Source organism: Venatoribacter cucullus, from assembly GCF_016132445.1.
GTDB classification, from domain to species: Bacteria; Pseudomonadota; Gammaproteobacteria; order Pseudomonadales; family Oceanobacteraceae; genus Venatoribacter; species Venatoribacter cucullus.
This window is the reverse complement of record NZ_CP046056.1, coordinates 212892-237920: the sequence shown is the minus strand read 5'-3', so window position 1 is coordinate 237920 and position 25029 is coordinate 212892. Positions and strand designations below refer to the sequence as shown.

The 25029-nt window shown below is 54.0% G+C and carries 24 protein-coding genes; 1 reads left to right on the top strand and 23 read right to left on the bottom strand.

Going from position 1 to position 25029, the window contains the following annotated elements; all coding sequences use genetic code 11:
• From rplN to tuf (GJQ55_RS01085), 13 genes are all read right to left on the bottom strand, one after another.
• The gene (rplN, locus tag GJQ55_RS01145) at positions 1-369 is read right to left on the bottom strand and encodes a 50S ribosomal protein L14 (protein ID WP_228345673.1); all 369 of its coding nucleotides are present in this window, start codon (positions 367-369) and stop codon (positions 1-3) included.
• Between the two features lie 31 nt (positions 370-400).
• Positions 401-667 carry a 30S ribosomal protein S17 gene (gene rpsQ, locus GJQ55_RS01140; protein ID WP_228345672.1) on the bottom strand — a complete coding sequence of 89 codons (267 nt, stop codon included), beginning with the start codon at positions 665-667 and terminating at the stop codon, positions 401-403.
• A 2-nt stretch (positions 668-669) separates the two neighbouring features.
• Positions 670-861: a 50S ribosomal protein L29 gene (rpmC, locus tag GJQ55_RS01135; protein ID WP_228346735.1), complete on the bottom strand. Its 192-nt coding sequence runs from the start codon at positions 859-861 to the stop codon at positions 670-672.
• The gene (rplP, locus tag GJQ55_RS01130) at positions 861-1274 is read right to left on the bottom strand and encodes a 50S ribosomal protein L16 (RefSeq protein WP_228345671.1); all 414 of its coding nucleotides are present in this window, start codon (positions 1272-1274) and stop codon (positions 861-863) included. Before rplP ends, rpmC begins: the two co-directional genes overlap by 1 nt.
• A gap of 12 nt (positions 1275-1286) precedes the next feature.
• On the bottom strand, positions 1287-1976 hold the full coding sequence (gene rpsC / locus GJQ55_RS01125; RefSeq protein ID WP_228345670.1) for a 30S ribosomal protein S3: 690 nt from the start codon (positions 1974-1976) through the stop codon (positions 1287-1289).
• Positions 1977-1987: 11 nt separating this feature from the next.
• A complete protein-coding gene (gene rplV / locus GJQ55_RS01120) occupies positions 1988-2323 on the bottom strand; it encodes a 50S ribosomal protein L22 (RefSeq protein WP_228345669.1) in 336 nt (111 codons plus the stop codon).
• A 13-nt stretch (positions 2324-2336) separates the two neighbouring features.
• A complete protein-coding gene (gene rpsS, locus GJQ55_RS01115; protein WP_228345668.1) occupies positions 2337-2612 on the bottom strand; it encodes a 30S ribosomal protein S19 in 276 nt (91 codons plus the stop codon).
• A gap of 17 nt (positions 2613-2629) precedes the next feature.
• On the bottom strand, positions 2630-3454 hold the full coding sequence (gene rplB, locus GJQ55_RS01110; RefSeq protein ID WP_228345667.1) for a 50S ribosomal protein L2: 825 nt from the start codon (positions 3452-3454) through the stop codon (positions 2630-2632).
• A gap of 13 nt (positions 3455-3467) precedes the next feature.
• Positions 3468-3764 carry a 50S ribosomal protein L23 gene (gene rplW / locus GJQ55_RS01105; protein ID WP_228345666.1) on the bottom strand — a complete coding sequence of 99 codons (297 nt, stop codon included), beginning with the start codon at positions 3762-3764 and terminating at the stop codon, positions 3468-3470.
• Complete coding sequence (gene rplD / locus GJQ55_RS01100) at positions 3761-4363, bottom strand: 50S ribosomal protein L4 (protein ID WP_228345665.1); 603 nt, start codon at positions 4361-4363, stop codon at positions 3761-3763. The genes rplW and rplD overlap by 4 nt, the downstream gene beginning before the upstream one ends.
• Before the next feature lie 3 nt (positions 4364-4366).
• Positions 4367-4999 (bottom strand): 50S ribosomal protein L3, encoded by a 633-nt coding sequence (gene rplC, locus GJQ55_RS01095; protein WP_228345664.1) that lies wholly within the window; start codon positions 4997-4999, stop codon positions 4367-4369.
• Between the two features lie 83 nt (positions 5000-5082).
• Positions 5083-5394 carry a 30S ribosomal protein S10 gene (gene rpsJ / locus GJQ55_RS01090; RefSeq protein WP_145466725.1) on the bottom strand — a complete coding sequence of 104 codons (312 nt, stop codon included), beginning with the start codon at positions 5392-5394 and terminating at the stop codon, positions 5083-5085.
• 439 nt (positions 5395-5833) lie between these two features.
• Complete coding sequence (gene tuf / locus GJQ55_RS01085; RefSeq protein WP_228345651.1) at positions 5834-7057, bottom strand: elongation factor Tu; 1224 nt, start codon at positions 7055-7057, stop codon at positions 5834-5836.
• A gap of 260 nt (positions 7058-7317) precedes the next feature.
• Between tuf (GJQ55_RS01085) and fusA (GJQ55_RS01080) the strand changes: the two genes are divergently transcribed.
• The gene (fusA, locus tag GJQ55_RS01080) at positions 7318-9405 is read left to right on the top strand and encodes an elongation factor G (RefSeq protein ID WP_228345663.1); all 2088 of its coding nucleotides are present in this window, start codon (positions 7318-7320) and stop codon (positions 9403-9405) included.
• Positions 9406-9719: 314 nt separating this feature from the next.
• Here fusA (GJQ55_RS01080) and tuf (GJQ55_RS01075) read toward each other — a convergent pair whose 3' ends face one another.
• From tuf (GJQ55_RS01075) to rplK, 10 genes are all read right to left on the bottom strand, one after another.
• Positions 9720-10943, bottom strand: coding sequence for an elongation factor Tu (tuf, locus tag GJQ55_RS01075; RefSeq protein WP_228345651.1), 1224 nt, complete (start codon positions 10941-10943; stop codon positions 9720-9722).
• A gap of 28 nt (positions 10944-10971) precedes the next feature.
• Positions 10972-13065 carry an elongation factor G gene (gene fusA / locus GJQ55_RS01070; protein ID WP_228345662.1) on the bottom strand — a complete coding sequence of 698 codons (2094 nt, stop codon included), beginning with the start codon at positions 13063-13065 and terminating at the stop codon, positions 10972-10974.
• 19 nt (positions 13066-13084) lie between these two features.
• A complete protein-coding gene (gene rpsG, locus GJQ55_RS01065; protein ID WP_228345661.1) occupies positions 13085-13555 on the bottom strand; it encodes a 30S ribosomal protein S7 in 471 nt (156 codons plus the stop codon).
• Between the two features lie 89 nt (positions 13556-13644).
• Complete coding sequence (rpsL, locus tag GJQ55_RS01060; protein ID WP_228345660.1) at positions 13645-14019, bottom strand: 30S ribosomal protein S12; 375 nt, start codon at positions 14017-14019, stop codon at positions 13645-13647.
• A 128-nt stretch (positions 14020-14147) separates the two neighbouring features.
• On the bottom strand, positions 14148-18371 hold the full coding sequence (rpoC, locus tag GJQ55_RS01055) for a DNA-directed RNA polymerase subunit beta' (RefSeq protein WP_228345659.1): 4224 nt from the start codon (positions 18369-18371) through the stop codon (positions 14148-14150).
• A gap of 65 nt (positions 18372-18436) precedes the next feature.
• Complete coding sequence (rpoB, locus tag GJQ55_RS01050) at positions 18437-22510, bottom strand: DNA-directed RNA polymerase subunit beta (RefSeq protein WP_228345658.1); 4074 nt, start codon at positions 22508-22510, stop codon at positions 18437-18439.
• A gap of 192 nt (positions 22511-22702) precedes the next feature.
• Entirely contained in the window at positions 22703-23071 is a 369-nt protein-coding gene (gene rplL, locus GJQ55_RS01045) for a 50S ribosomal protein L7/L12 (RefSeq protein ID WP_228345657.1), read from the bottom strand.
• Between the two features lie 61 nt (positions 23072-23132).
• Positions 23133-23624 carry a 50S ribosomal protein L10 gene (gene rplJ, locus GJQ55_RS01040; RefSeq protein ID WP_228345656.1) on the bottom strand — a complete coding sequence of 164 codons (492 nt, stop codon included), beginning with the start codon at positions 23622-23624 and terminating at the stop codon, positions 23133-23135.
• Between the two features lie 199 nt (positions 23625-23823).
• A complete protein-coding gene (gene rplA / locus GJQ55_RS01035) occupies positions 23824-24519 on the bottom strand; it encodes a 50S ribosomal protein L1 (protein WP_228345655.1) in 696 nt (231 codons plus the stop codon).
• Positions 24519-24953 (bottom strand): 50S ribosomal protein L11, encoded by a 435-nt coding sequence (rplK, locus tag GJQ55_RS01030; protein ID WP_228345654.1) that lies wholly within the window; start codon positions 24951-24953, stop codon positions 24519-24521. The genes rplA and rplK overlap by 1 nt, the downstream gene beginning before the upstream one ends.
• Between the last annotated feature and the right edge of the window lie 76 nt (positions 24954-25029).

Here is a 25029-nt window from a genome sequence, read left to right as displayed (position 1 = left end):
TTACAGCACTTCAGGTGCCAGGGAAATGATTTTCATGAACTGCTCAGAGCGCAGCTCACGAGTCACAGGGCCAAAGATACGGGTACCGATCGGCGCCAGTGATGCGTTCAGTAGAACAGCGGAGTTTACATCAAAACGGATCACGGATCCGTCCGGACGACGTACGCCTTTTTTGGTGCGTACGACCACTGCATTCATTACCTGACCTTTTTTCACTTTACCGCGCGGAATAGCTTCCTTGACGGATACTTTAATCAGATCACCGATGCCGGCATAGCGACGATGTGAACCGCCCAGTACTTTAATGCACTGTACGCGTTTCGCGCCGCTGTTGTCGGCAACGTCAAGCATTGATTGAGTTTGAATCATGCCTATCGCTCCTAACTAACTGCGCCCGGTATTAAACCTTGGCGGCGCGCTCGTCGATTGATACCAACGCCCATGTCTTGTTTTTAGACAGCGGACGTGACTCTTTAACGGTTACCAGATCACCGATCTGGCATTCGTTGTTCTCATCGTGTGCCATCACCTTGGAAGAGCTTTTCACGAACTTTTTATAGATCGGATGCTTAACAAAGCGCTCAACCAGCACAGTGACGGACTTGTCCATCTTGTTGCTTACAACGCGACCGGACAGAGTGCGAACAGTTTTTGTGTTCTCAGTCATAATTACTCACCTGCCTTTTGAGCCAGCACGGTTTTAACGCGGGCGATATCGCGACGGGCCTGGCTGATCAGATGGTTCTGACCCAGCTGACCGGTTGCCTTCTGCATACGCAGTTTAAATTGATCGCCCAACAGTTCTTCCAGCTGAGATTGCAGCTCAGCCACTGACTTGTTCTTCAGTTCACTTGCTTTCATCACAGCACCGTCCGTTTAACAAAGGTGGTTTCGAATGGCAGCTTGGCAGCAGCCAGAGCAAATGCTTCACGCGCCAGCTCTTCCGGTACACCTTCGATTTCGTACAGAACACGACCCGGCTGAATCTGGCATACCCAGTATTCAACGTTACCCTTACCTTTACCCATCCGCACTTCAAGAGGCTTTTCGGTAATCGGCTTGTCCGGGAACACGCGGATCCAGATTTTACCACCACGCTTCACTTTACGGGTCAGAGCACGACGTGCTGACTCGATCTGACGTGAAGTCAGGCGACCACGTCCAGTAGCCTTCAGAGCGTACTCACCGAAGCTCACTTTGGAGCCCCGGATCGCCAAACCGCGGTTGCGGCCGGTCTGAACTTTACGGAACTTTGTACGTTTTGGTAACAACATAACTAATTCCCCTTATGAACGACCGGTTTTCTTTTTGCCCTGGTTCTTGGCGCGGTCACGTACCTCTTGGATACCACCGAGGATCTCGCCTTTGAAGATCCATACTTTTACGCCAATAACACCATAGGTAGTGTGTGCTTCGTAAGTCGCGTAGTCGATGTCTGCACGCAGAGTGTGCAGCGGTACGCGGCCTTCGCGGTACCATTCGGTACGAGCGATTTCAGCACCACCTAAACGGCCGCTCACCTGGATTTTGATACCTTCAGCACCACCACGCATGGCGTTCTGTACCGCGCGCTTCATAGCACGACGGAACATCACACGGCGCTCGAGCTGGCTGGCAACGCTTTGTGCTACCAGTTTGGCATCCAGATCCGGTTTACGAACTTCTTCGATATTGATGTGTACCGGGATACCCATCAGATCGCTGATATCTTTACGCAGAACTTCTACGTCTTCGCCTTTTTTACCGATCACGATACCCGGACGGGCAGTGTGAATAGTGACTTTGGCGTTTTGTGCCGGGCGCTCGATAACGATCTTGCTGACAGAGGCTTTTTCCAGGCGCTTTTCGATCAGAGAACGAACAGCGATGTCAGCCAGCAGGTTGTCGGCGTATTTATCCTTACCGGCATACCAGACCGAATTATGGTCTTTGGTAATACCTAAGCGGATCCCGGTTGGATGAACTTTCTGACCCATCTGACCAACTCCTATTGTTCTGAAACTTTCACAGTGATGTGACAAGTGCGCTTCATAATGCGATCGGCACGGCCTTTCGCACGCGGCAGAATGCGCTTCATAGTCATGCCTTCGTTTACGAACACGGTAGAAACCTTCAGTTCGTCCACATCGGCACCATCATTGTGCTCAGCATTGGCGATGGCAGATTCCAGCACTTTCTTGATGATGTCTGCGCCTTTCTTGTTGCTGAAAGACAGGATATTCAGAGCTTCACCAACATTCTTGCCACGGATGCTATCCGCAACCAGACGTGCTTTCTGAGCAGATAAGCGAGCACCACGTAATACAGCGGCTACTTCAGACATGTTTCACCTCTTATTAACGTTTGGCTTTCTTATCCGCTACGTGACCTTTATAAGTACGGGTCAGAGCGAATTCGCCGAGTTTATGTCCAACCATGTCTTCAGTTACGAAAACAGGCATGTGTGTTTTGCCGTTATGTACGGCAAGTGTCAGCCCCACGAAATCCGGGAAGATTGTGGAGCGGCGGGACCAGGTCTTGATCGGACGTTTGTCGTTCTTCTCAAGAGCGGCCTCTACCTTCTTCATCAAGTGATGGTCGATAAACGGACCTTTTTTCAATGAACGTGGCACAGTTCTATCCTCTCTAATTATTTCGCAGAACGACGACGTACGATGAGATTATCGGTACGCTTATTCTTACGAGTCTTGTAACCCTTGGTAGCAACGCCCCACGGAGTAACCGGGTGCTTACCACAGGTACGGCCTTCACCACCACCATGCGGGTGATCAACCGGGTTCATGGCAGTACCACGAACGGTCGGACGGACGCCACGCCAGCGTGATGCACCCGCTTTACCCAGTACACGCAGAGCGTGTTCAGAGTTACCTACTTCACCGATGGTTGCGCGGCAGTCGGACAGCACTTTACGCATCTCGCCAGAACGCAGACGCAGGGTGCAGTACATACCTTCACGAGCTACAACCTGAGCGGAAGCACCGGCTGAACGTGCCATCTGGCCGCCTTTACCTGGCTTCAGTTCAACGTTGTGAACAACAGAACCCACCGGTACGTTGCGCAGTGACATGGCGCTACCGGCTTTGATCGGTGCATCTTCACCAGAAACGACTGAGTCGCCGGCAGAGATACCTTTCGGGGCCAGAATGTAGCGACGCTCACCGTCAGCGTACTTCAGCAGAGCAATGTTAGCGCTGCGGTTCGGATCGTATTCCAGACGTTCAACCACTGCCGGCACGCCATCTTTGTCGCGCTTGAAGTCGACCAGACGGTAATGCTGCTTGTGGCCACCACCTTTATGACGGGTAGTGATATGACCGTTGTTGTTACGACCACCGTGCTTGTTTTTCTTTTCCAGCAATGCAGCAAAAGGCTGACCTTTGTGCAGTTCCTGGTTAACGACTTTCACCACATGACGACGTCCGGGAGAAGTCGGTTTAGTTTTCACCAATGCCATGACTTAATTCCCCTTATTCCGCGTCTGCGAAGTCGATGTCCTGACCGGCTGCCAAACGAACGTATGCTTTACGCACATCGTTACGCTTGCCTACACCACGGGCAGTACGCTTGGTTTTACCTTTGATGTTGACAGTCTGTACGGAGTCAACTTTCACTTCGAACAGCGCTTCAACAGCCTTTTTGATTTCAGGCTTGGTGGCATCCGGAGCAACACGGAAAACATACTGACCGTGTTTCTCTGCAACCAGAGTTGCTTTTTCAGAGATGTGCGGAGCTACCAGCACTTTGTAGATACGCTCACGGTTCATGCGTAAGCCTCCTCAAGTCTCTTCAGGGCGGGCACAGTCACCAGTACCTTTTCGAAAGCAATCAGGCTGACAGGATCAATAGCCGAAGCTTCGGTAATACCAACGTGCGGAACATTACGCGCCGCCAGGTACAGTTTTTCGTCGATCTCATCGGCAACGATCAATACGTTGCGCAGATCCATTTCTTTCAGCTTGGCAACAAATTCTTTGGTCTTGTGGGATTCCACAGCGAAAGAATCGGCAACAACCAGGCGCTCCTGACGGACCAGCTCAGACAAGATGGACTGCATCGCCGCGCGATACATTTTCTTGTTTACTTTCTGTTCAAAGCTGCGTGGCTTGGCAGCGAATGTAACGCCACCTGAACGCCAGATCGGGGAGTTGGAGGTACCTGAACGGGCACGACCGGTTCCCTTCTGACGCCATGGCTTGATACCACCACCGCTTACTTCAGAACGGGTTTTTTGTGCTTTGGTACCCTGACGTCCACCAGCCATATAGGCGGTAACAATCTGGTGAACCAGGGCTTCATTGAATTCGCGACCAAATGCAGCGTCAGAAACAGCTACAGCGGCGCCAGTGTTAGTTTTCAGTTCCATTGCTTACCCCTTAGCCTTTACAGCTGGTTTAACAATCACATCGGAACCAGTCGCACCTGGCACAGCACCCTTGATCAGCAGCAGATTGTTTTCTGCATCCACGCGTACAATTTCCAGAGACTGGGTAGTCACCTGTTCTGCACCCATGTGTCCTGCCATCTTCTTGCCCTTCCACACGCGGCCAGGAGTTTGGCACTGACCGATAGAACCAGGAGCACGATGGGACAGGGAGTTACCGTGGGTCATATCCTGAGTACGGAAATTCCAGCGCTTAACACCGCCCTGGAAGCCTTTACCCTTGGAAGAACCAGTCACGTCAACTTTCTGACCTGCTTCGAATTGCGCAACGGTCAGCTCATCACCAATGCTCAGAGCTTCTTCAGTGCGGAATTCCATAACGCCACGACCGGCTTCAACGTTTGCTTTCGCAAAGTGGCCAGCTTCAGCTTTTGTCAGACGGGAAGCTTTCTTCTCGCCGTATGTAATCTGCAGAGCGCTGTAGCCGTCAGTGGTAACGTTCTTAACCTGAGAAACACGGTTAGGAGTTACATGAACAACAGTCACTGCGACAGATTGACCTTCCTCGGTAAATACACGGGTCATACCCGCTTTCTTACCGACAATACCAATTGCCATTTTTATTTACCTCACGTGTATGGGGCTTTTTACCCGCTATGGCCGCCCTTTCAGGCGTTACACAGAGCCTTAAGGTTAACGAATTAACCCAGGCTGATCTGAACTTCCACGCCGGCAGCCAGATCCAGTTTCATCAGCGCATCTACCGTCTTTTCAGTCGGCTCAACGATGTCGAGCATGCGCTTATGGGTACGGATTTCGTACTGATCGCGCGCGTCTTTGTTGACGTGCGGAGAGATCAGAACGGTATAACGCTCTTTACGAGTCGGCAGCGGGATCGGACCGCGTACCTGAGCGCCCGTACGCTTGGCAGTATCAACAATCTCCTGAGTCGATGTATCGATCAGTCGATGGTCGAACGCCTTCAGACGGATACGGATTCGTTGGTTTTGCATTACCAAACTCCAAGTTTTATGTGCAAGAGCTCATTTCCCCCGGAAATAAGGGGACGCGAATTGTATGCGGCTGTACAAAAAGTGTCAACCACAATACTGAATGGGTAAAAAGACGGGTGACGGGTGACGGGTGACGGGTGACGGGTGACGGGTGACGGGTGACGGGAGACGGGAGACGGGAGACGGGAGACGGGAGACGGGAGACGGGAGACGGGAGACGGGAGACGGGAGACGCTGGAAGCTGGAAGCTGGAAGCATTTTATTCCTCTCATAAAAAAAGCCCCACCATTACTGGCAGGGCTTTTTGTCGCTTTCGGCTTTTCGCTTGTAGCGTCTAGCGTCTAGCGTCTAGCGTCTGGCAAAAATCATCATTGCTGCGGGCTTCCTGCCCTCGCCCTATCGGGCCAGCCTCCGGCTGTCATAATTCGCTCCGGGCGAATTATTCAATGATCTTAGCCACAACACCGGCGCCTACAGTACGGCCGCCTTCACGGATCGCAAAGCGCAGACCGTCGTCCATCGCGATCGGGTGAATCAGGGTAACAACCAGTTTCACGTTGTCGCCCGGCATTACCATCTCTACGCCTTCCGGCAGTTCTACTGAACCGGTTACGTCAGTGGTACGGAAGTAGAACTGCGGACGGTAGCCTTTGAAGAACGGAGTGTGACGGCCGCCTTCGTCTTTGCCCAGTACGTAGACTTCGGATTCAAACTTGGTGTGCGGGGTGATGGAGCCCGGCTTGGCCAGTACCTGACCACGCTCTACGTCATCACGCTTGGTACCACGCAGCAGTACACCAACGTTTTCACCAGCACGGCCTTCGTCCAGGATCTTGCGGAACATTTCCACACCGGTACAGGTGGTCTTGGTGGTTTCACGAATACCAACGATGGCCAGTTCTTCACCCGTACGAACGATACCACGCTCTACACGACCGGTTACTACGGTACCACGACCCTGAATGGAGAATACGTCTTCGATCGGCATCAGGAAGGCGCCGTCGATGGCACGCTCAGGTTCCGGAATGTAAGCATCCAGAGTTTCTACCAGTTTCTTAACGGCAGAAGTACCCATGCCGTTCTCATCCTGGCCGTTCAGGGCCATCAGCGCAGAACCTGGGATAATCGGAGTGTCGTCACCCGGGAAGTCGTATTCAGACAGCAGGTCACGCAGTTCCATTTCTACCAGCTCCAGCATCTCGGCGTATTCGTCAGAATCCGCGCCGCCGCAGTCTTCAGCCAGCAGGTCAGCTTTGTTCAGGAACACAACAATGTAAGGTACGCCTACCTGACGGGACAGCAGGATGTGCTCACGGGTCTGCGGCATCGGGCCGTCAGTTGAACCACACACCAGGATCGCGCCGTCCATCTGGGCAGCACCGGTAATCATGTTTTTAACGTAGTCGGCGTGGCCCGGGCAATCTACGTGTGCGTAGTGGCGGGTCGGTGACTCGTATTCAACGTGAGAAGTAGAAATGGTGATACCACGCTCACGCTCTTCCGGTGCCTTGTCGATACCGTCGAACGCTACTGCTTTACCGCCCCATACTTCTGAACATACGCGGGTCAGTGCCGCGGTCAGAGTGGTTTTACCGTGGTCAACGTGACCGATAGTGCCCACGTTTACGTGGGGTTTGGAACGTTCAAACGTTTCCTTTGCCACAGCCGTATCCTCATAGAAAGCTGAATGTTAGCCATGCGGAAACATTTCCGGCATGCCCTGTGGCGGGCAATAATACCCGTCACCACCTCACTGTCAACAGGCCGCAACGCGCGCCTGCAGCCATTCGCACCCCGCCAGCCCGGGCTTTTTTCTGGTTTGACGCACAAATTCCGGCACAAAAAGTGCAAAAACGCGAGAAAACGGAAAAAAAAACGGGTAAAGTAGCGCGCGAATTTTCTCTCTTCCAACCGAGAATAGTTATGACAGACCTCTCCCTATACAGAAACATTGGTATTTTCGCCCACGTAGACGCGGGCAAAACCACCACCACCGAACGTATCCTGAAGCTGACCGGCCGTATTCACCGCGCTGGTGACACCCATGATGGTTCAGCAACCACCGACTTCATGGAACAGGAATCTGAGCGTGGTATTACCATTCAGTCAGCGGCCGTAACCTGTTTCTGGAAAGGTCACCGCTTTAACGTAATCGACACCCCCGGACACGTTGACTTCACCGTCGAAGTGTATCGCTCCCTGAAAGTTCTGGATGGCGGTATCGGTGTATTCTGCGGTTCCGGCGGTGTAGAGCCGCAGTCAGAAACCAACTGGCGCTATGCGAACGACTCTGAAGTATCCCGTATTATCTTTGTTAACAAACTGGACCGTATGGGTGCAGATTTCTTCCGCGTTACCGATCAGGTTAAAAACGTTCTGGCGGCCAACCCGCTGATCATGGTGCTGCCGATCGGTCGTGAAGACGAATTTACCGGTGTTGTTGATCTGCTGACCCGCAAAGCGTATGTGTGGGACGCATCCGGCGATCCGGAAGCCTATACCGTTGGTGATGTTCCGGCCGATATGGTTGACGACGTTGAGATGTACCGCGAACAGCTGGTTGAAACTGCGGTAGAAATGGACGACGACCTGATGATGGCGTACATGGAAGGTGAAGAGCCGTCCATTGAAGACATCAAGCGCTGTGTCCGTCTTGGCACCCGCGATCTGAAATTCTTCCCGACCTACTGCGGTTCTGCCTTCAAAAACAAAGGCATGCAGCTGGTTCTGGACGCCGTTGTTGATTACCTGCCGGCCCCGACCGAAGTTGAGCCACAGGATCTGACCGACGAAGAAGGTAACCCGACTGGCCAGAAAGCCATCGTTGATCCGAAAGAGCCGCTGCGCGCCCTGGCATTCAAGATCATGGACGACCGATTCGGCGCCCTGACCTTCGTACGTATTTACTCAGGCGAACTGCGTAAAGGCGACACCGTTCTGAACAGCTTCACCGGTAAGACTGAACGTATCGGTCGTATGTGTGAAATGCACGCTGACCAGCGTACTGAACTGGATTTTGCTCAGGCGGGTGACATCATCGCCGTTGTGGGCATGAAGAACGTACAGACCGGTCACACCCTGTGCGATCCGAAACACCCCTGTACTCTGGAAGCCATGGTGTTCCCGGAGCCGGTAATCTCCATCGCCGTGCAGCCGAAAGACAAGAGCATGGTCGACAAGATGGGTATCGCCATCGGTAAGATGGTGGCTGAAGATCCGACCTTCCAGGTTGAAACCGATGAAGATTCTGGTGAGACCATCCTGAAAGGCATGGGCGAACTGCACCTGGATATTAAAGTCGACATTCTGAAGCGTACTTACGGTGTGGAACTGATCGTTGGTCAGCCGCAGGTGGCTTACCGCGAAACCATTACCAAAGCCATCGAAGACAGCTACACCCACAAGAAGCAGTCTGGTGGTTCTGGTCAGTACGGTAAGATCGACTACCGCATCCGTCCGGCCGAGCCAGGCACTGGCTTTGCGTTCAAGTCCACCGTTGTGGGCGGTAACGTGCCGAAAGAATTCTGGCCTGCCGTTGAAAAAGGCTTCCGCCTGATGATGAACGAAGGTCCGTTGGCTGGCTTCCCGGTACTGGACGTAGAAGTAGAACTGTTTGACGGTTCTTACCACGCGGTTGACTCCTCAGCCATCGCGTTCGAAATCGCTGCCAAGGGTGCATTCCGTCAATCCATGCCGAAAGCCGGCGCCCAGCTGCTGGAACCGGTCATGAAAGTGGACGTGTTCACTCCGGAAGATAACGTCGGTGACGTGATCGGCGACCTGAACCGTCGTCGCGGCATGATCAAAGACCAGGAAGCCGGTGCTACGGGTGTACGCGTTAAAGCCGATGTTCCGCTGTCCGAAATGTTCGGCTACATCGGTCACCTGCGTACCATCACCTCTGGCCGTGGCCAGTTCTCGATGGAATTCTCTCACTACATGCCGTGCCCGGCGAACGTGTCAGAGAAAGTAATCGCTGAGACCAAAGCCCGTAAGGAAGCCGCGAAGTAATCGCTGCTGACTGAACAAAAACCCCGCCGGTGCAAGCCTGCGGGGTTTTTTATTGGCTGGTGAAAAGGGAGACGGGAGACGGGAGACGGGAGACGCTGGAAGCTGGAAGCTGGAAGCTGGAAGCTGGAAGCTGGAAGCTGGAAGCATTTTATTCCTCTCATAAAAAAAGCCCCACCATTACTGGCAGGGCTTTTTGTCGCTTTCGGCTTTTCGCTTGTAGCGTCTAGCGTCTGGCAAAAATCATCATTGCTGCGGGCTTCCTGCCCTCGCCCTATCGGGCCAGCCTCCGGCTGTCATAATTCGCTCCGGGCGAATTATTCAATGATCTTAGCCACAACACCGGCGCCTACAGTACGGCCGCCTTCACGGATCGCAAAGCGCAGACCGTCGTCCATCGCGATCGGGTGAATCAGGGTAACAACCAGTTTCACGTTGTCGCCCGGCATTACCATCTCTACGCCTTCCGGCAGTTCTACTGAACCGGTTACGTCAGTGGTACGGAAGTAGAACTGCGGACGGTAGCCTTTGAAGAACGGAGTGTGACGGCCGCCTTCGTCTTTGCCCAGTACGTAGACTTCGGATTCAAACTTGGTGTGCGGGGTGATGGAGCCCGGCTTGGCCAGTACCTGACCACGCTCTACGTCATCACGCTTGGTACCACGCAGCAGTACACCAACGTTTTCACCAGCACGGCCTTCGTCCAGGATCTTGCGGAACATTTCCACACCGGTACAGGTGGTCTTGGTGGTTTCACGAATACCAACGATGGCCAGTTCTTCACCCGTACGAACGATACCACGCTCTACACGACCGGTTACTACGGTACCACGACCCTGAATGGAGAATACGTCTTCGATCGGCATCAGGAAGGCGCCGTCGATGGCACGCTCAGGTTCCGGAATGTAAGCATCCAGAGTTTCTACCAGTTTCTTAACGGCAGAAGTACCCATGCCGTTCTCATCCTGGCCGTTCAGGGCCATCAGCGCAGAACCTGGGATAATCGGAGTGTCGTCACCCGGGAAGTCGTATTCAGACAGCAGGTCACGCAGTTCCATTTCTACCAGCTCCAGCATCTCGGCGTATTCGTCAGAATCCGCGCCGCCGCAGTCTTCAGCCAGCAGGTCAGCTTTGTTCAGGAACACAACAATGTAAGGTACGCCTACCTGACGGGACAGCAGGATGTGCTCACGGGTCTGCGGCATCGGGCCGTCAGTTGAACCACACACCAGGATCGCGCCGTCCATCTGGGCAGCACCGGTAATCATGTTTTTAACGTAGTCGGCGTGGCCCGGGCAATCTACGTGTGCGTAGTGGCGGGTCGGTGACTCGTATTCAACGTGAGAAGTAGAAATGGTGATACCACGCTCACGCTCTTCCGGTGCCTTGTCGATACCGTCGAACGCTACTGCTTTACCACCCCATACTTCTGAACATACGCGGGTCAGCGCCGCTGTCAGAGTGGTTTTACCGTGGTCAACGTGACCGATAGTGCCCACGTTTACGTGGGGTTTGGAACGTTCAAACGTTTCCTTAGCCATAGAACACCTCGTTCAGAGTTTGAGTAATTTAAGCTCGTTTAATGATGCGATCGGTCACACTGGCAGGTGCTTCCGAGTAGTTTTCAAATTCCATGGAGTAGGTCGCACGGCCCTGAGAGGCGGAACGCAGGTCAGTGGCGTAACCGAACATTTCGGCCAACGGTACACTGGCGTTAATTACCTTACCGGCCAGACCTTCATCCATACCGGAAATCAGACCGCGGCGGCGGTTAAGATCGCCCACCACATCACCCATGTAATCTTCCGGCGTTACCACTTCTACCTTCATCACCGGCTCAAGCAGCACCGCATTGCCTTTTTCAGACAGCTGCCGGGTGGCCATTGATGCCGCGATGCGGAACGCCATTTCGTTGGAATCCACGTCATGATAGGAGCCGTCAAGCAACGTGGCCTTCAGGCCAAGCAGCGGATAACCCGCCAGAACACCGTTCTTCATTTGCTGAGCGATGCCTTTTTCAACGGCCGGGATGTACTCCTTCGGAATGACACCACCAACGATTTCGTTAACAAATTCGAGGCCTTCTACATCGCTGGGCTCGAACCTGATAACCACGTGACCATACTGGCCACGACCACCGGACTGTTTCACGAACTTGTTGTCGATCTCGACAGTCGATGTGATCTTTTCACGGTAGGCCACCTGCGGCTTACCGACGTTTGCGTCAACGCTGAATTCACGACGCATACGGTCGACAATAATGTCGAGATGCAGCTCACCCATGCCGGAAATAATGGTCTGGCCGGTTTCCTCATCGGTTTCAACGCGGAAGGACGGATCTTCCATCGCCAACTTGCTCAGCGCGATGCCCATCTTTTCCTGGTCAGCCTGGGTTTTCGGCTCTACCGCCACCGAAATAACCGGCTCCGGGAAGTCCATTTTTTCCAGCGTGATGACGTTATTCATGTCACACAGTGTGTCACCGGTGGTGACATCTTTCATACCGATCAGGGCGGCAATATCGCCGGCCCGGACTTCTTTGATTTCTTCGCGGTTGTTGGCGTGCATCTGCACCATACGGCCAACGCGTTCGCGCTTGCCTTTCACCGCGTTATACACGGCGTCACCGGAATTCAGCACACCGGAATACACCCGGATAAAGGTCAGGGTGCCGACAAAAGGATCGGTGGCAATTTTGAAGGCCAGCGCGGCAAAAGGCTCAGCATCCGATGAATGACGCTCTGCCGGCGTTTCGTTGGCGTCGTTCAGTACGCCCTCGATGGCCTTTACTTCGGTCGGTGATGGCAGGTAATCCACCACCGCATCCAGTACCGCTGGCACGCCTTTATTTTTGAAGGCGGAACCACAGGCGACCGGAACAATTTCGTTGGCCAGCGTGCGTTTACGCAAACCGGCTTTAATGTCAGCCTCGCTCAGCTCTTCGCCTTCGAGGTATTTGTCCATCAGCTCATCGCTGGCTTCGGCAGCAGCTTCAACCATGTTGTCTCGCCACTTCTGCGCGACGGGCAGTAAGTCGGCAGGAATTTCGCCCAGCTCAAAGGTCATGCCCTGGTCAGCGTCATTCCAGATGATGGTTTTCATAAGCAACAGATCGACCACGCCGCGGAACTGATCTTCGCTGCCGAGGTTAATCTGAATCGGTACCGCATTGGCTTTCAGACGATCTTTAAGCTGCTGTACGACTTTAAAGAAATCAGCACCGGTACGGTCCATCTTGTTGACGAATACCATACGCGGAACTTCATATTTGTTGGCCTGACGCCAGACGGTTTCGGTCTGCGGCTGCACACCGGAAGAACCGCACAGCACCACCACTGCACCATCCAATACACGCAGAGAGCGTTCAACTTCAATGGTGAAGTCGACGTGCCCCGGGGTATCGATGATGTTAACGCGGTGTTCGTCATACTGCCTGGACATGCCGGACCAGAAGCAGGTGGTGGCTGCAGAGGTAATGGTAATCCCCCGCTCCTGCTCCTGTTCCATCCAGTCCATGGTCGCGGCACCGTCATGTACTTCACCCATTTTATGGGACTTGCCTGTGTAAAACAGGACGCGCTCTGTGGTGGTGGTTTTACCCGCATCCACATGCGCACAAATACCAATATTACGATAACGTTCGATGGGCGTTGTACGTGCCACGGTGCCGGCCTCGGTCTAATTAAAAGCGATAGTGAGAGAAAGCCTTGTTCGCTTCTGCCATGCGGTGTACGTCTTCACGCTTCTTAACCGCAGAGCCTTTGCCTTCGCTGGCTTCCAGCATCTCATTCGCCAGACGCTGCGCCATGGATTTTTCACCACGCTTACGGGCAGCATCAACCAGCCAGCGCATGGCCAGTGCCTGACGGCGGGCCGGACGCACTTCAACCGGTACCTGGTAGGTAGCACCACCCACACGGCGGGATTTTACTTCCACCATCGGCTGGATAGATTCCAGGGCTTTTTCGAACAGTTCCAGAGCGTCACCGCCCTGTTTTTTCGCCATGATATCCATAGCGCCGTAAACGATTTTTTCGGCGATGGATTTTTTACCACTGATCATCACGTGGTTCATGAATTTGGCCAGAGTGATATTTCCGAACTTCGGATCCGGCAGGATTTCGCGCTTCGCAGCGACGCGTCTTCTTGGCATGATAAGCCCTCTTAGGTCTTCAGGTCAGCCTGAGCATCTGAGTCAACAAATAAGCCCAGCCTTACTCTTATCTATATGTCGTTAAGAAATTATTTCTTAGGACGTTTTGCACCGTACTTAGAACGGGCTTGTTTACGGTTCGCAACGCCGGAAGTATCCAGGGTACCGCGAACAGTGTGGTAACGAACACCTGGCAAGTCTTTTACACGACCACCACGGATCAGAACAACACTGTGCTCCTGCAGGTTGTGGCCTTCACCACCGATGTAGGAAGCAACTTCGAAACCATTCGTCAAACGCACACGGCATACTTTACGCAGGGCCGAGTTAGGCTTTTTCGGAGTGGTGGTATATACACGGGTACATACGCCACGACGCTGAGGACAAGCCTGCAGAGCAGGTACGTCACTCTTAGCCACTTTGCGCTTACGAGGCTGACGAACCAACTGGTTGATTGTAGCCATTTAGCAAACTCCAACTTATTTAACACAACGTCAGAAAATTCTGACGCAATAAAAGGGGCCGGAAGGATAATCCTCCCGCCCCCGATCGTCAAGCCGTTGATTGTTTAACAACCAACGGACACTGAGCCTTACTTATCGCTGAACGCTTCGCTCAGTTTGGCTTCCATCTCATCAGCAGAGACATTGAGGCCAGCTGGCATCGTTTTCATACGATCGTTATCACGGGTCTGACGCTTACGCTTACGTTCAGCGTGGTAAGCCAGACCAGTACCGGCCGGGATCAGACGACCCACAACCACGTTTTCTTTCAGACCACGCAGGTGATCGACCTTACCGGTAACCGCACCTTCGGTGAGTACACGGGTGGTTTCCTGGAACGAAGCCGCAGAAATAAACGACTCGGTGGCCAGAGAAGCCTTGGTGATACCCAGCAGTACGCGCTCGCCTTTGGCTGTGATCTTGGCGCCGTTCTCCAGTTTCTCGTTTTCGCTGAGGAACGCAGAGTACTCAACCTGATCGCCCGGGATAAAGGTGCTGTCGCCGTTTTCGGTGATCATCACTTTACGCAGCATCTGACGCACAATGACTTCGATGTGCTTATCGTCAATGCTTACGCCCTGTAAGCGGTAAACTTCCTGCACTTCGTTGGTGATGTACATCGCCAGATCACCCACGCCTTTCAGACGCAGAATGTCGTGCGGGTTCATCGGGCCGTCGGAAATAACCTCGCCCTTCTCCACGTTTTCACCTTCGAACACGTTCAGGTGACGCCACTTGTGGATCAGCTCTTCATACGGCTCACCGCCATTGGTCGGAGTGATCACCAGACGCTTCTTACCTTTGGTCTCTTTACCGAAGCTCACCACACCGGAAATTTCCGCCAGAATAGCCGGCTCTTTCGGTTTACGTGCTTCGAACAGGTCCGCTACGCGCGGCAGACCACCGGTAATATCCTTGTTACCTGAGGTTTCCTGCGGAATACGGGCGATGATGTCGCCCACCGACACTTCGGTACCATTCTCATGGCTGACCAGAGCGTTGGCCGGCAGCAGGTACTGAGCCGGGGCATTCGAGCCTGGCAGTACCACATCGTTACCAGCAGCATCGACCAGTTTAACCATCGGACGGATATCTTTACCCGCGGCCGGACGGTCTTTCGGATCGATTACTTCAATGTTGGACAGACCAGTCAACTCGTCAGTCTGACGGTTGATGGTAATACCTTCTTCCATACCCACGAATTCGATACGGCCTTTCACTTCAGCCACGATCGGGTGGGTGTGCGGGTCCCAGCTGGCCACTTTCTGACCGGCCTGAACCTTGGCACCATCCTGCACGCTGATCACCGCACCGTAAGGCAGCTTGTACAGCTCGCGCTCACGACCGTGTTCATCGGCAATGGCAATGGCACCGGAACGGGATACCGCGACCAGATTGCCGTTATCACGGGTCACGGTCTTCATGTTCTGCAGACGCACGGTACCATTGTTTTTCACCTGTACGCTGTCAGCAGCAGAAGCACGCGAAGCCGCACCACCGATGTGGAACGTCCGCATGGTCAGCTGAGTACCCGGCTCACCAATGGACTGAGCAGCGATAACACCCACGGCCTCACCCACGTTCACCTGGTGACCGCGGCCGAGGTCACGACCGTAACAGGACGAACAGATACCGACACGGCTTTCACAGGTAATGGCAGAGCGCACCAGAATTTCGTCGACACCTTCGGCTTCGATCCTGGCTACCCAGGCTTCGTCGATCAGAGTACCGGCCGGTACCACGATATCGCCTTCAGAACCCGGCTTGTGTACATCGGTTGCCACCACACGACCCAGAATACGGTCACCAAGGGCTACCACCACGTCACCGCCTTCGATCAGCGGAGTCATGACCAGACCTTCTTCCGTGCCGCAATCGTGCTCGGTCACTACCAGATCCTGTGCCACGTCAACCAGACGACGGGTCAGGTAACCGGAGTTCGCAGTCTTCAGAGCGGTATCCGCCAGACCCTTACGCGCACCGTGGGTGGAGGTGAAGTACTGCAGTACGTTCAGACCTTCACGGAAGTTCGCGGTAATCGGCGTCTCAATAATAGAACCGTCCGGCTTGGCCATCAGACCACGCATACCCGCCAGCTGACGGATCTGGGCCGGTGAGCCCCGCGCGCCGGAGTCAGCCATCATGTAAACCGAGTTGAAAGACTCCTGATCCACTTCGTTACCGTCGCGGTCGATCACTTTCTCTTTACCCAGGTTGTCCATCATCGCCTTGGCTACCAGTTCGTTGGCGCGGGACCAGATGTCGATAACCTTGTTGTACTTCTCGCCGTGGGTCACCAGACCGGACGCAAACTGGCTTTCAATTTCTTTTACTTCGGCATCCGCGTCAGCAATGATTTTTGCCTTGGCATCCGGAATCACGAAGTCGTTCACACCGATGGAAGAACCAGAGCGGGTGGCGTAACGGAAACCGGTGTACATCACCTGGTCGGCGAAGATAACGGTGTCCTTCAGACCCACACGGCGGTATGCGGTGTTGATCATGTTGGAAATCGCCTTCTTCTTCATCGGGCGGTTTACCAGCTCAAACGGCAGACCACGCGGTACGATGCGGAACAGCAGCGCCCGGCCAACAGTGGTATCCACCACTTTGGTTTCAGTGGTTTCGTTGCCCTGCTCATCCACCAGAGTTTCGGTGATGCGCACTTTGACACGGGCCTGCAGGTGTGCAGAACCGGTCTGGTAAGCACGTTCCACTTCGTCCAGGTCGGCAAACAGCATGCCTTCGCCCTTGGCGTTGATACGCTCACGGGTCATCCAATACAGACCCAGTACCACGTCCTGCGACGGTACGATGATCGGATCACCGTTGGCCGGAGACAGTACGTTGTTGGTTGCCATCATCAGCGCGCGGGCTTCCAGCTGCGCTTCAATGGTCAGCGGTACGTGGACCGCCATCTGGTCACCGTCGAAGTCGGCGTTATAGGCCGCACACACCAACGGGTGCAGCTGAATCGCTTTACCTTCAATCAGCTGCGGTTCAAACGCCTGGATACCCAGACGGTGCAGCGTCGGTGCCCGGTTCAGCATCACCGGGTGTTCGCGGATCACTTCGGCGAGGATATCCCACACCTCAGCGGTTTCACGCTCAACCATTTTCTTGGCGGCTTTAATGGTGGTCGCCAGGCCACGGTGTTCCAGCTTGGAGAAGATGAACGGCTTGAACAGTTCCAGAGCCATTTTCTTCGGCAGACCACACTGGTGCAGACGCAGCTGCGGACCCACGGTAATAACGGAACGACCGGAGTAGTCCACGCGCTTACCCAGCAGGTTCTGACGGAAACGACCCTGCTTACCTTTGATCATGTCAGCCAGCGACTTCAGCGGACGCTTGTTGGAACCGGTGATCGCACGACCGCGACGACCGTTATCCAGCAGGGCGTCGACCGCTTCCTGCAGCATACGCTTTTCGTTGCGCACAATGATGTCCGGCGCGTTCAGCTCGAGCAGACGCTTCAGACGGTTGTTACGGTTGATCACGCGACGGTACAGATCGTTCAGATCGGAGGTGGCGAAACGGCCACCGTCCAGCGGTACCAGCGGACGCAGATCCGGCGGCAGCACTGGCAGCACGGACATGATCATCCACTTCGGATCGTTACCGGAGTGATGGAAGGCTTCCAGCAGCTTCAGACGCTTGGACAGTTTCTTGATCTTGGTTTCGGAAGTGGTCTGCGGAATCTCTTCACGCAAGCGCTGTACTTCTTCACCCAGTTCAATCTGGCCCAGCAATGCCTGAATGGCTTCAGCACCCATGCGCGCTTCGAACTCGTCACCGAATTCTTCAATCGCTTCATAATATTGTTCATCGGTCAGCAGCTGGCCGACTTCGAGCGTGGTCATACCAGGCTCAGTCACTACGAATGACTCGTAGTACAGAATGCGTTCGATATCCCGCAGCGTCATATCCAGCATCAGACCGATACGGGACGGCAGGGACTTCAGGAACCAGATGTGGGCAACCGGGGACGCCAGTTCAATATGGCCCATGCGCTCGCGACGCACTTTGGCCTGGGTGACTTCAACGCCACACTTCTCGCAGATCACACCGCGGTGCTTCAGACGCTTGTACTTACCGCACAGGCACTCATAGTCCTTGATCGGACCAAAGATGCGCGCGCAGAACAGACCGTCACGCTCCGGCTTGAAGGTACGGTAGTTGATGGTCTCCGGCTTTTTGACTTCACCGAACGACCAGGAACGGATCATTTCTGGCGAGGCGAGGCCGATGCGGATGGCGTCAAACTCGTCAGCGTTGTTCTGGTTACGCAGAAAATTGACTAAGTCTTTCATATTTTGCTCCGTGTGGAGTCAGGGTACTGCCGGTGCTTGCACCGGCAGCCGCACTGCTCGTCCGCTTATTCGTTTTCCAGTTCGATGTCGATACCCAGTGAGCGGATCTCTTTAACCAATACGTTAAAGGATTCCGGCATACCGGCTTCCATGCGGTGGTCGCCATCCACGATGTTTTTGTACATCTTGGTACGACCGGCCACGTCGTCGGATTTCACGGTCAGCATCTCCTGCAGGGTATAGGCGGCACCATAGGCTTCCAGCGCCCACACTTCCATCTCCCCGAAACGCTGACCACCGAACTGGGCTTTACCGCCAAGCGGCTGCTGGGTAACCAGACTGTACGAACCGGTAGAACGGGCGTGCATCTTGTCATCAACCAGGTGGTTCAGTTTCAGCATGTACATGTAACCAACGGTTACCTGACGATCGAACGCTTCACCGGTACGGCCGTCAAACAGCGTCATCTGACCGGAATCCGGCATATCCGCCAGGCGCAGCATGCGCTTGATTTCGACTTCTTCCGCACCATCGAACGCTGGTGTAGCCATCGGCACACCACCGCGCAGGTTGTCGGCCAGCTCCAGAATCTCGGCATCGCTCATGCTGTCGAAATCTTCTTTGCGGCCTTCGCCACCGTTGTAGATTTCATCCAGCAGTTTGCGCAGCTTGGCGATTTCCTGCTGTTCACGCAGCATCCGCTCAATTTTTTCGCCCAGACCTTTGGCGGCCAGACCCAGGTGGATCTCCATGATCTGACCGACGTTCATCCGCGACGGTACGCCCAGCGGGTTCAGTACGATATCCACCGGTACGCCGTTTTCGTCGTAAGGCATATCTTCGATCGGCTTGATCGCGGAGATAACACCTTTGTTACCGTGACGACCGGCCATCTTGTCGCCCGGCTGGATCTTCCGTTTGATGGCCAGATACACCTTAACAATCTTCAGCACGCCCGGCGCCAGGTCATCGCCCTGCTGCAGTTTGCGTTTCTTGTCTTCGAACTTGTCGTCCAGCTGCTTACGACGCTCGTCGAGAGACTTCTCGGCCAACTCCAGGGTTTCGGCCAAGGTTTCGTCCTGCGGCAGAATCTTGAACCACTTGTCGGCTTCCAGTGACTGCAGGTATTCCTCGGTCAGGGTATCCCCTTTCTTCAGACCCGGAGCTGCGTTCACTTTCTGGCCAACCAGCGCACGCTGCAGACGCTCATAGGTAGCGCCCTTCACAATCCGCATTTCTTCGTTCAGATCTTTACGGATCTCGGCCAGCTGCATTTCTTCGATCTGCTTGGCACGTTCGTCTTTTTCGACGCCGTCACGGGTAAACACCTGTACGTCAATAACGGTACCGGTGGTACCGGTCTTAACGCGCAGTGAGGTGTCTTTCACGTCGGAGGCTTTTTCACCGAAGATGGCACGCAGCAGTTTTTCTTCCGGCGTCAGCTGGGTTTCACCTTTCGGCGTTACCTTGCCCACCAGAATGTCGCCCGGCTTCACTTCCGCACCGATGTACACAATGCCAGATTCATCCAGCTTGTTCAGAGCAGATTCGCCCACGTTCGGAATATCGGAGGTGATTTCTTCCGCACCCAGCTTGGTGTCACGCGCCACACAGGTCAGTTCCTGAATGTGGATGGTGGTCAGGCGGTCTTCCTGAGACACCCGCTCAGACAGCAGGATGGAGTCTTCGTAGTTGTAACCGTTCCACGGCATGAAGGCGATGCGGAAGTTCTGACCCAGGGCCAGCTCACCCATATCCACCGACGGACCATCGGCCATGATGTCGCCACGCTCAATCTGATCACCGGCTTTCACCAGCGGACGCTGGTTAATACAGGTGTTCTGGTTAGAACGGGTGTATTTGGTCAGGTTGTAGATGTCCACACCGGCTTCACCCGCCAGCGTTTCATCATCGTTTACCTTCACCACAATACGGGAAGCATCGACTGAATCGATCACACCACCACGCTTGGCCACCACGCAGACACCCGAGTCGGCAGCGACCGAGCGCTCCATACCGGTACCCACCAGAGGCTTCTCAGACTTCAGCGTCGGGACGGCCTGACGCTGCATGTTGGAACCCATCAGGGCGCGGTTGGCGTCGTCGTGCTCAAGGAACGGAATCAGTGACGCGGCGATGGAAACCACCTGCTGCGGTGATACGTCCATCAGCGTGACGTTGTCCGGTGACATCACGGTAAATTCGTTCTGGTGACGCACGGAAATCAGGTCGCCCTGCAGACGGCCCTTGGCGTCGGTCGGCACGGATGCCTGAGCGATTACGTAGTCAGATTCTTCAATGGCAGACACATAAATAATGTCGTCAGTGACCACACCATCCACCACCCGGCGATACGGTGTTTCGAGGAAACCGTATTCGTTGGTGCGGGCATAAGAAGACAGCGAGTTGATCAGACCAATGTTCGGACCTTCCGGCGTTTCAATCGGGCACACACGGCCGTAGTGAGTGGCGTGTACGTCACGCACTTCGAAGCCGGCACGTTCACGGGTCAGACCGCCCGGACCGAGTGCTGAAATACGACGCTTGTGCGTCACTTCAGACAGCGGGTTGTTCTGGTCCATAAACTGCGACAGCTGAGAAGAGCCGAAGAACTCTTTCACAGCAGCAGCCACTGGCTTGGCGTTGATCAGATCCTGCGGCATCAGGCCTTCGGATTCGGCCATCGACAGACGTTCACGGACCGCACGCTCAACCCGCACCAGACCCACTCGGAACTGGTTTTCAGCCATTTCACCCACGGAACGGATACGACGGTTACCCAGGTGGTCGATATCATCCACCACGCCTTTACCGTTACGGATCTCGATCAGGGTTTTCATCACGGCGATGATGTCGCTCTTTTCCAGCGTACCCAGACCTGTGATTTCATCACGGCCGATACGACGGTTGAACTTCATCCGGCCCACCGCAGACAGGTCGTAACGTTCGTCACTGAAGAACAGGTTTTCGAACAGTGACTCGGCGCTTTCTTTTGTCGGCGGCTCGCCAGGACGCATCATGCGGTAGATTTCGACCAGTGCTTCCAGCGGGCTGCCAGTCGGGTCGGCACGCAATGTGTCCGACATAAAGGCGCCGCAATCCAGCTCGTTGGTGTAGATGGTTTCGAACTCTTTAATACCGGCTTCAGTCAGCTTACCCAGCAGTTCAGCAGTCAGTTCGGTGTTGGCAGTGGCCAGCACTTCACCGGTCTTGGTATTAACAATATCTTTCGCCAGCGATTCACCCAGCATGTATTCAACCGGTACCGCCAGTTCTTCAACCTTGGCTTTTTCCAGTTGTTTAATATGGCGGGCAGTAATACGACGGGTCGCTTCAACGATGATATTGCCTTCGTTGTCTTTGATATCGAAGGCAGCGGTTTCACCACGCAGACGTGACGGAATCAGCTTCAGCATCGCACCGTCAGCGGTCAGGCGGTAGCTGTCGTTCTCAAAGAAGGTCGCCAGAATTTCCTGGGTATCGTAGCCCAGGGCGCGCAGCAGAATGGAAGCCGGCAACTTACGACGACGGTCAATACGGACGAACAGCAGATCTTTCGGATCGAATTCAAAATCCAGCCAGGAGCCGCGGTACGGAATAATACGGGCGTTATACAGCAGCTTGCCGGAAGAGTGCGTTTTGCCTTTGTCGTGATCAAAGAACACACCCGGTGAACGGTGCAGCTGAGACACGATAACGCGCTCAGTACCGTTAACAATAAAAGTACCGTTGTCAGTCATGAGCGGCATTTCGCCCATGTACACTTCCTGCTCTTTAATATCTTTGATGGCTTTGGTGGCTGATTCTTTATCGTAGATAATCAGGCGCACTTTTACGCGCAGCGGAGCAGCATAAGTAACGCCACGCAGCATACATTCTTTTTCATCAAAACCTGGGGTACCGAGGCGGTAGCTCACGTACTCCAGTGCAGCATTCCCGGAATAGCTGACGATCGGGAAAACAGACTTAAATGCCGCATGCAGACCGATGTCGATGCGTTCTTCAGCGGTTGCCCCTTCTTGGAGGAACTTGCGATAGGAGTCGATTTGAATGGCCAGCAGGTAAGGCACATCCATCACACTCGGTAATTTACCGAAATCCTTACGGATACGTTTTTTCTCAGTATATGAGTAAGCCATCAGTTATCCCCGGACTGTATCCTCGATTGGGTAATTTACCCGTGGCTCAAGGACTTGCTTGCGTTTGAACCCGGCACTATGCCAGCGTGCTCACGATTTCCATAACGTGAAAAAGGCCGACGGGTAATTACCCGTCAGCCAGTTGTCGCGCCAATCTGGCGCGACAGAAGCAAGTTTGCAACGATGTGCAAATTACTTGATTTCAACAGTCGCGCCAGCTTCTTCCAGAGTTTTCTTAGAAGCTTCAGCAACGTCTTTAGAAACGTTTTCCTGAACAGTGCCCGGAGCGCCGTCAACCAGACCTTTGGCTTCTTTCAGACCCAGACCAGTCAGTTCACGTACGGCTTTGATCACGTTCACTTTCTTGTCGCCGGCAGAAGCCAGGACTACGGTAAATTCGGTCTGTTCTTCAGCAGCTTCAGCAGCTGCAGCCGGACCAGCAGCTACTGCAGCAGCAGCAGACACGCCGAATTTTTCTTCCATCGCAGAAACCAGTTCTACAACGTCCATTACAGACATTTCGGCGATAGCGTCGATGATTTGTTCTTTAGTCAGAGACATGAGACTTTCCTGAATTAATGGAGCATTACGCTCGTTAAATCGTTAAACCCACCTGAAATAATCAGGCAGCTTGTTCTTTTTGGTCGCGAACAGCGGCAATGGTACGAACCAGTTTGCCGGCGGCAGCTTCTTTCATGACGCTCATCAGCTTGGCAAGTGCTTCGTTGTAAGTCGGCAGAGTTGCCAGCATATCAACAGAAACGATATTGCCATCGAACGCACCACCTTTCAGTTCAAACTCTTTGTTCTTTTTCGCGAACTCTTTAAAGATACGGGCAGCCGCACCTGGGTGTTCAGCGGAAAATGCAATCAGAGTAGGACCGGTGAATGTCTCTTTCAGACATTCGTACTGGGTGCCTTCAACAGCGCGACGGGCCAGAGTGTTACGGACAACTTTCATCCACACACCAGCTTCACGCGCTTCTTTACGCAGAGCGGTCATGGCGCCTACTGTTACGCCGCGGGAATCCGCAACAACAGCAGACAGAGCACCTTGTGCTGCTTCCTGGACTTCGGCGACGATCGCCTTCTTATCTTCGAGTCCTAAGGCCACGATTAACTCCTAACAAGTTAAGTAGAGCTCGTAAGAGCCAGTCTCGGTGTGACTATTCAGAATTCTGAAGGGGCCACACACCATCTACGCAGGAAATATTAAGTCAGGGCAACTCATGGAGCCGCCCCGGCTCCTGCGGTCTTTGACAGCTGCTGCTGCGTTCCGCAGAACCAGCAGCAACCCCAAAGAGCTTTGCTGATCAGACGTCCAGAGACGCGTGATCGATAACCAAACCAGGACCCATGGTGGTGCTCAGGGTCACTTTCTTCATATATACGCCTTTGGCGGAAGTCGGTTTGGCTTTACGCAGATCAGACAGCAGCGCCACCAGGTTGTCTTTCAGGGCTTCCGCACTGAAATCCACTTTACCGATGGTGGTGTGAATGATGCCGTTCTTGTCGTTACGGTAACGAACCTGACCTGCTTTGGCATTTTTAACCGCGGTAGCGACGTCCGGGGTAACAGTACCCACTTTCGGGTTCGGCATCAGACCACGCGGACCCAGCACCTGACCCAGAGCACCCACAACGCGCATTGCATCCGGGGAAGCAATAACCACGTCATAGTTCAGATCACCACCTTTGATTTTCTCGGCCAGATCTTCCATGCCCACTTCATCAGCACCAGCAGCCTTAGCGGCTTCAGCATTGGCACCCTGAGTGAACACAGCAACGCGCATGGTCTTACCGGTGCCGTGCGGCAGTACGGTAGCGCTGCGAACGCCCTGGTCGGATTTACGAGCGTCGATACCCAGATTAACGGCTACGTCGACAGACTCTTTGAATTTAACAACAGACAGTTCGCTCAGCAGGGCAGCGGCTTCTTCTACAGAGTAGATCTTGCCCGGAACCACTTTCTCGGCGATTGCTTTCTGGCGCTTGGTCAGCTTAGCCATTATTCAACTCCTTCCACGTTCAGACCCATAGAACGGGCAGAACCCGCGATGGAGCGTACGGCTGCATCCATGTCTGCAGCGGTCAGATCTTTCGCCTTCATAGTGGCGATCTCTTCCAGCTGAGCACGGGTAACAGTACCCACTTTATTGGTGTTCGGACGCGCTGAACCACTGCTGATACCAGCTGCTTTTTTCAGCAGGTAAGCCGCCGGCGGAGTTTTCAGTTCGAAGGTGAAAGAACGGTCGCTGTACGCAGTGATGATCACAGGTACCGGCATACCGGCTTCCATACCCTGAGTCTGAGCATTGAACGCTTTACAGAATTCCATGATGTTCAGACCTTTCTGACCCAGAGCCGGACCTACCGGTGGCGACGGGTTTGCTTTACCAGCTGCAACCTGCAGCTTGATGTAGCCTTCTACTTTCTTAGCCATATTTATGCTCCTGATGGGTATTAACGCTGCGGTTCAGCACCGCAGCTCCCCGACCGCCAGGCGGCCATTGATTATG

Bases quoted from the DNA above. Each gene is read 5' to 3' on its own strand.
- rplN (WP_228345673.1), bottom strand. From the start codon at position 369: ATGATTCAAACTCAATCAATGCTTGACGTTGCCGACAACAGCGGCGCG.
- rpsQ (WP_228345672.1), bottom strand. From the start codon at position 667: ATGACTGAGAACACAAAAACTGTTCGCACTCTGTCCGGTCGCGTTGTA.
- rpmC (WP_228346735.1), bottom strand. From the start codon at position 861: ATGAAAGCAAGTGAACTGAAGAACAAGTCAGTGGCTGAGCTGCAATCT.
- rplP (WP_228345671.1), bottom strand. From the start codon at position 1,274: ATGTTGTTACCAAAACGTACAAAGTTCCGTAAAGTTCAGACCGGCCGC.
- rpsC (WP_228345670.1), bottom strand. From the start codon at position 1,976: ATGGGTCAGAAAGTTCATCCAACCGGGATCCGCTTAGGTATTACCAAA.
- rplV (WP_228345669.1), bottom strand. From the start codon at position 2,323: ATGTCTGAAGTAGCCGCTGTATTACGTGGTGCTCGCTTATCTGCTCAG.
- rplB (WP_228345667.1), bottom strand. From the start codon at position 3,454: ATGGCATTGGTGAAAACTAAACCGACTTCTCCCGGACGTCGTCATGTG.
- rplW (WP_228345666.1), bottom strand. From the start codon at position 3,764: ATGAACCGTGAGCGTATCTACAAAGTGCTGGTAGCTCCGCACATCTCT.
- rplD (WP_228345665.1), bottom strand. From the start codon at position 4,363: ATGGAACTGAAAACTAACACTGGCGCCGCTGTAGCTGTTTCTGACGCT.
- rplC (WP_228345664.1), bottom strand. From the start codon at position 4,999: ATGGCAATTGGTATTGTCGGTAAGAAAGCGGGTATGACCCGTGTATTT.
- rpsJ (WP_145466725.1), bottom strand. From the start codon at position 5,394: ATGCAAAACCAACGAATCCGTATCCGTCTGAAGGCGTTCGACCATCGA.
- fusA (WP_228345663.1), top strand. From the start codon at position 7,318: ATGACAGACCTCTCCCTATACAGAAACATTGGTATTTTCGCCCACGTA.
- tuf (WP_228345651.1), bottom strand. From the start codon at position 10,943: ATGGCTAAGGAAACGTTTGAACGTTCCAAACCCCACGTAAACGTGGGC.
- rpsG (WP_228345661.1), bottom strand. From the start codon at position 13,555: ATGCCAAGAAGACGCGTCGCTGCGAAGCGCGAAATCCTGCCGGATCCG.
- rpsL (WP_228345660.1), bottom strand. From the start codon at position 14,019: ATGGCTACAATCAACCAGTTGGTTCGTCAGCCTCGTAAGCGCAAAGTG.
- rpoC (WP_228345659.1), bottom strand. From the start codon at position 18,371: ATGAAAGACTTAGTCAATTTTCTGCGTAACCAGAACAACGCTGACGAG.
- rpoB (WP_228345658.1), bottom strand. From the start codon at position 22,510: ATGGCTTACTCATATACTGAGAAAAAACGTATCCGTAAGGATTTCGGT.
- rplL (WP_228345657.1), bottom strand. From the start codon at position 23,071: ATGTCTCTGACTAAAGAACAAATCATCGACGCTATCGCCGAAATGTCT.
- rplA (WP_228345655.1), bottom strand. From the start codon at position 24,519: ATGGCTAAGCTGACCAAGCGCCAGAAAGCAATCGCCGAGAAAGTGGTT.
- rplK (WP_228345654.1), bottom strand. From the start codon at position 24,953: ATGGCTAAGAAAGTAGAAGGCTACATCAAGCTGCAGGTTGCAGCTGGT.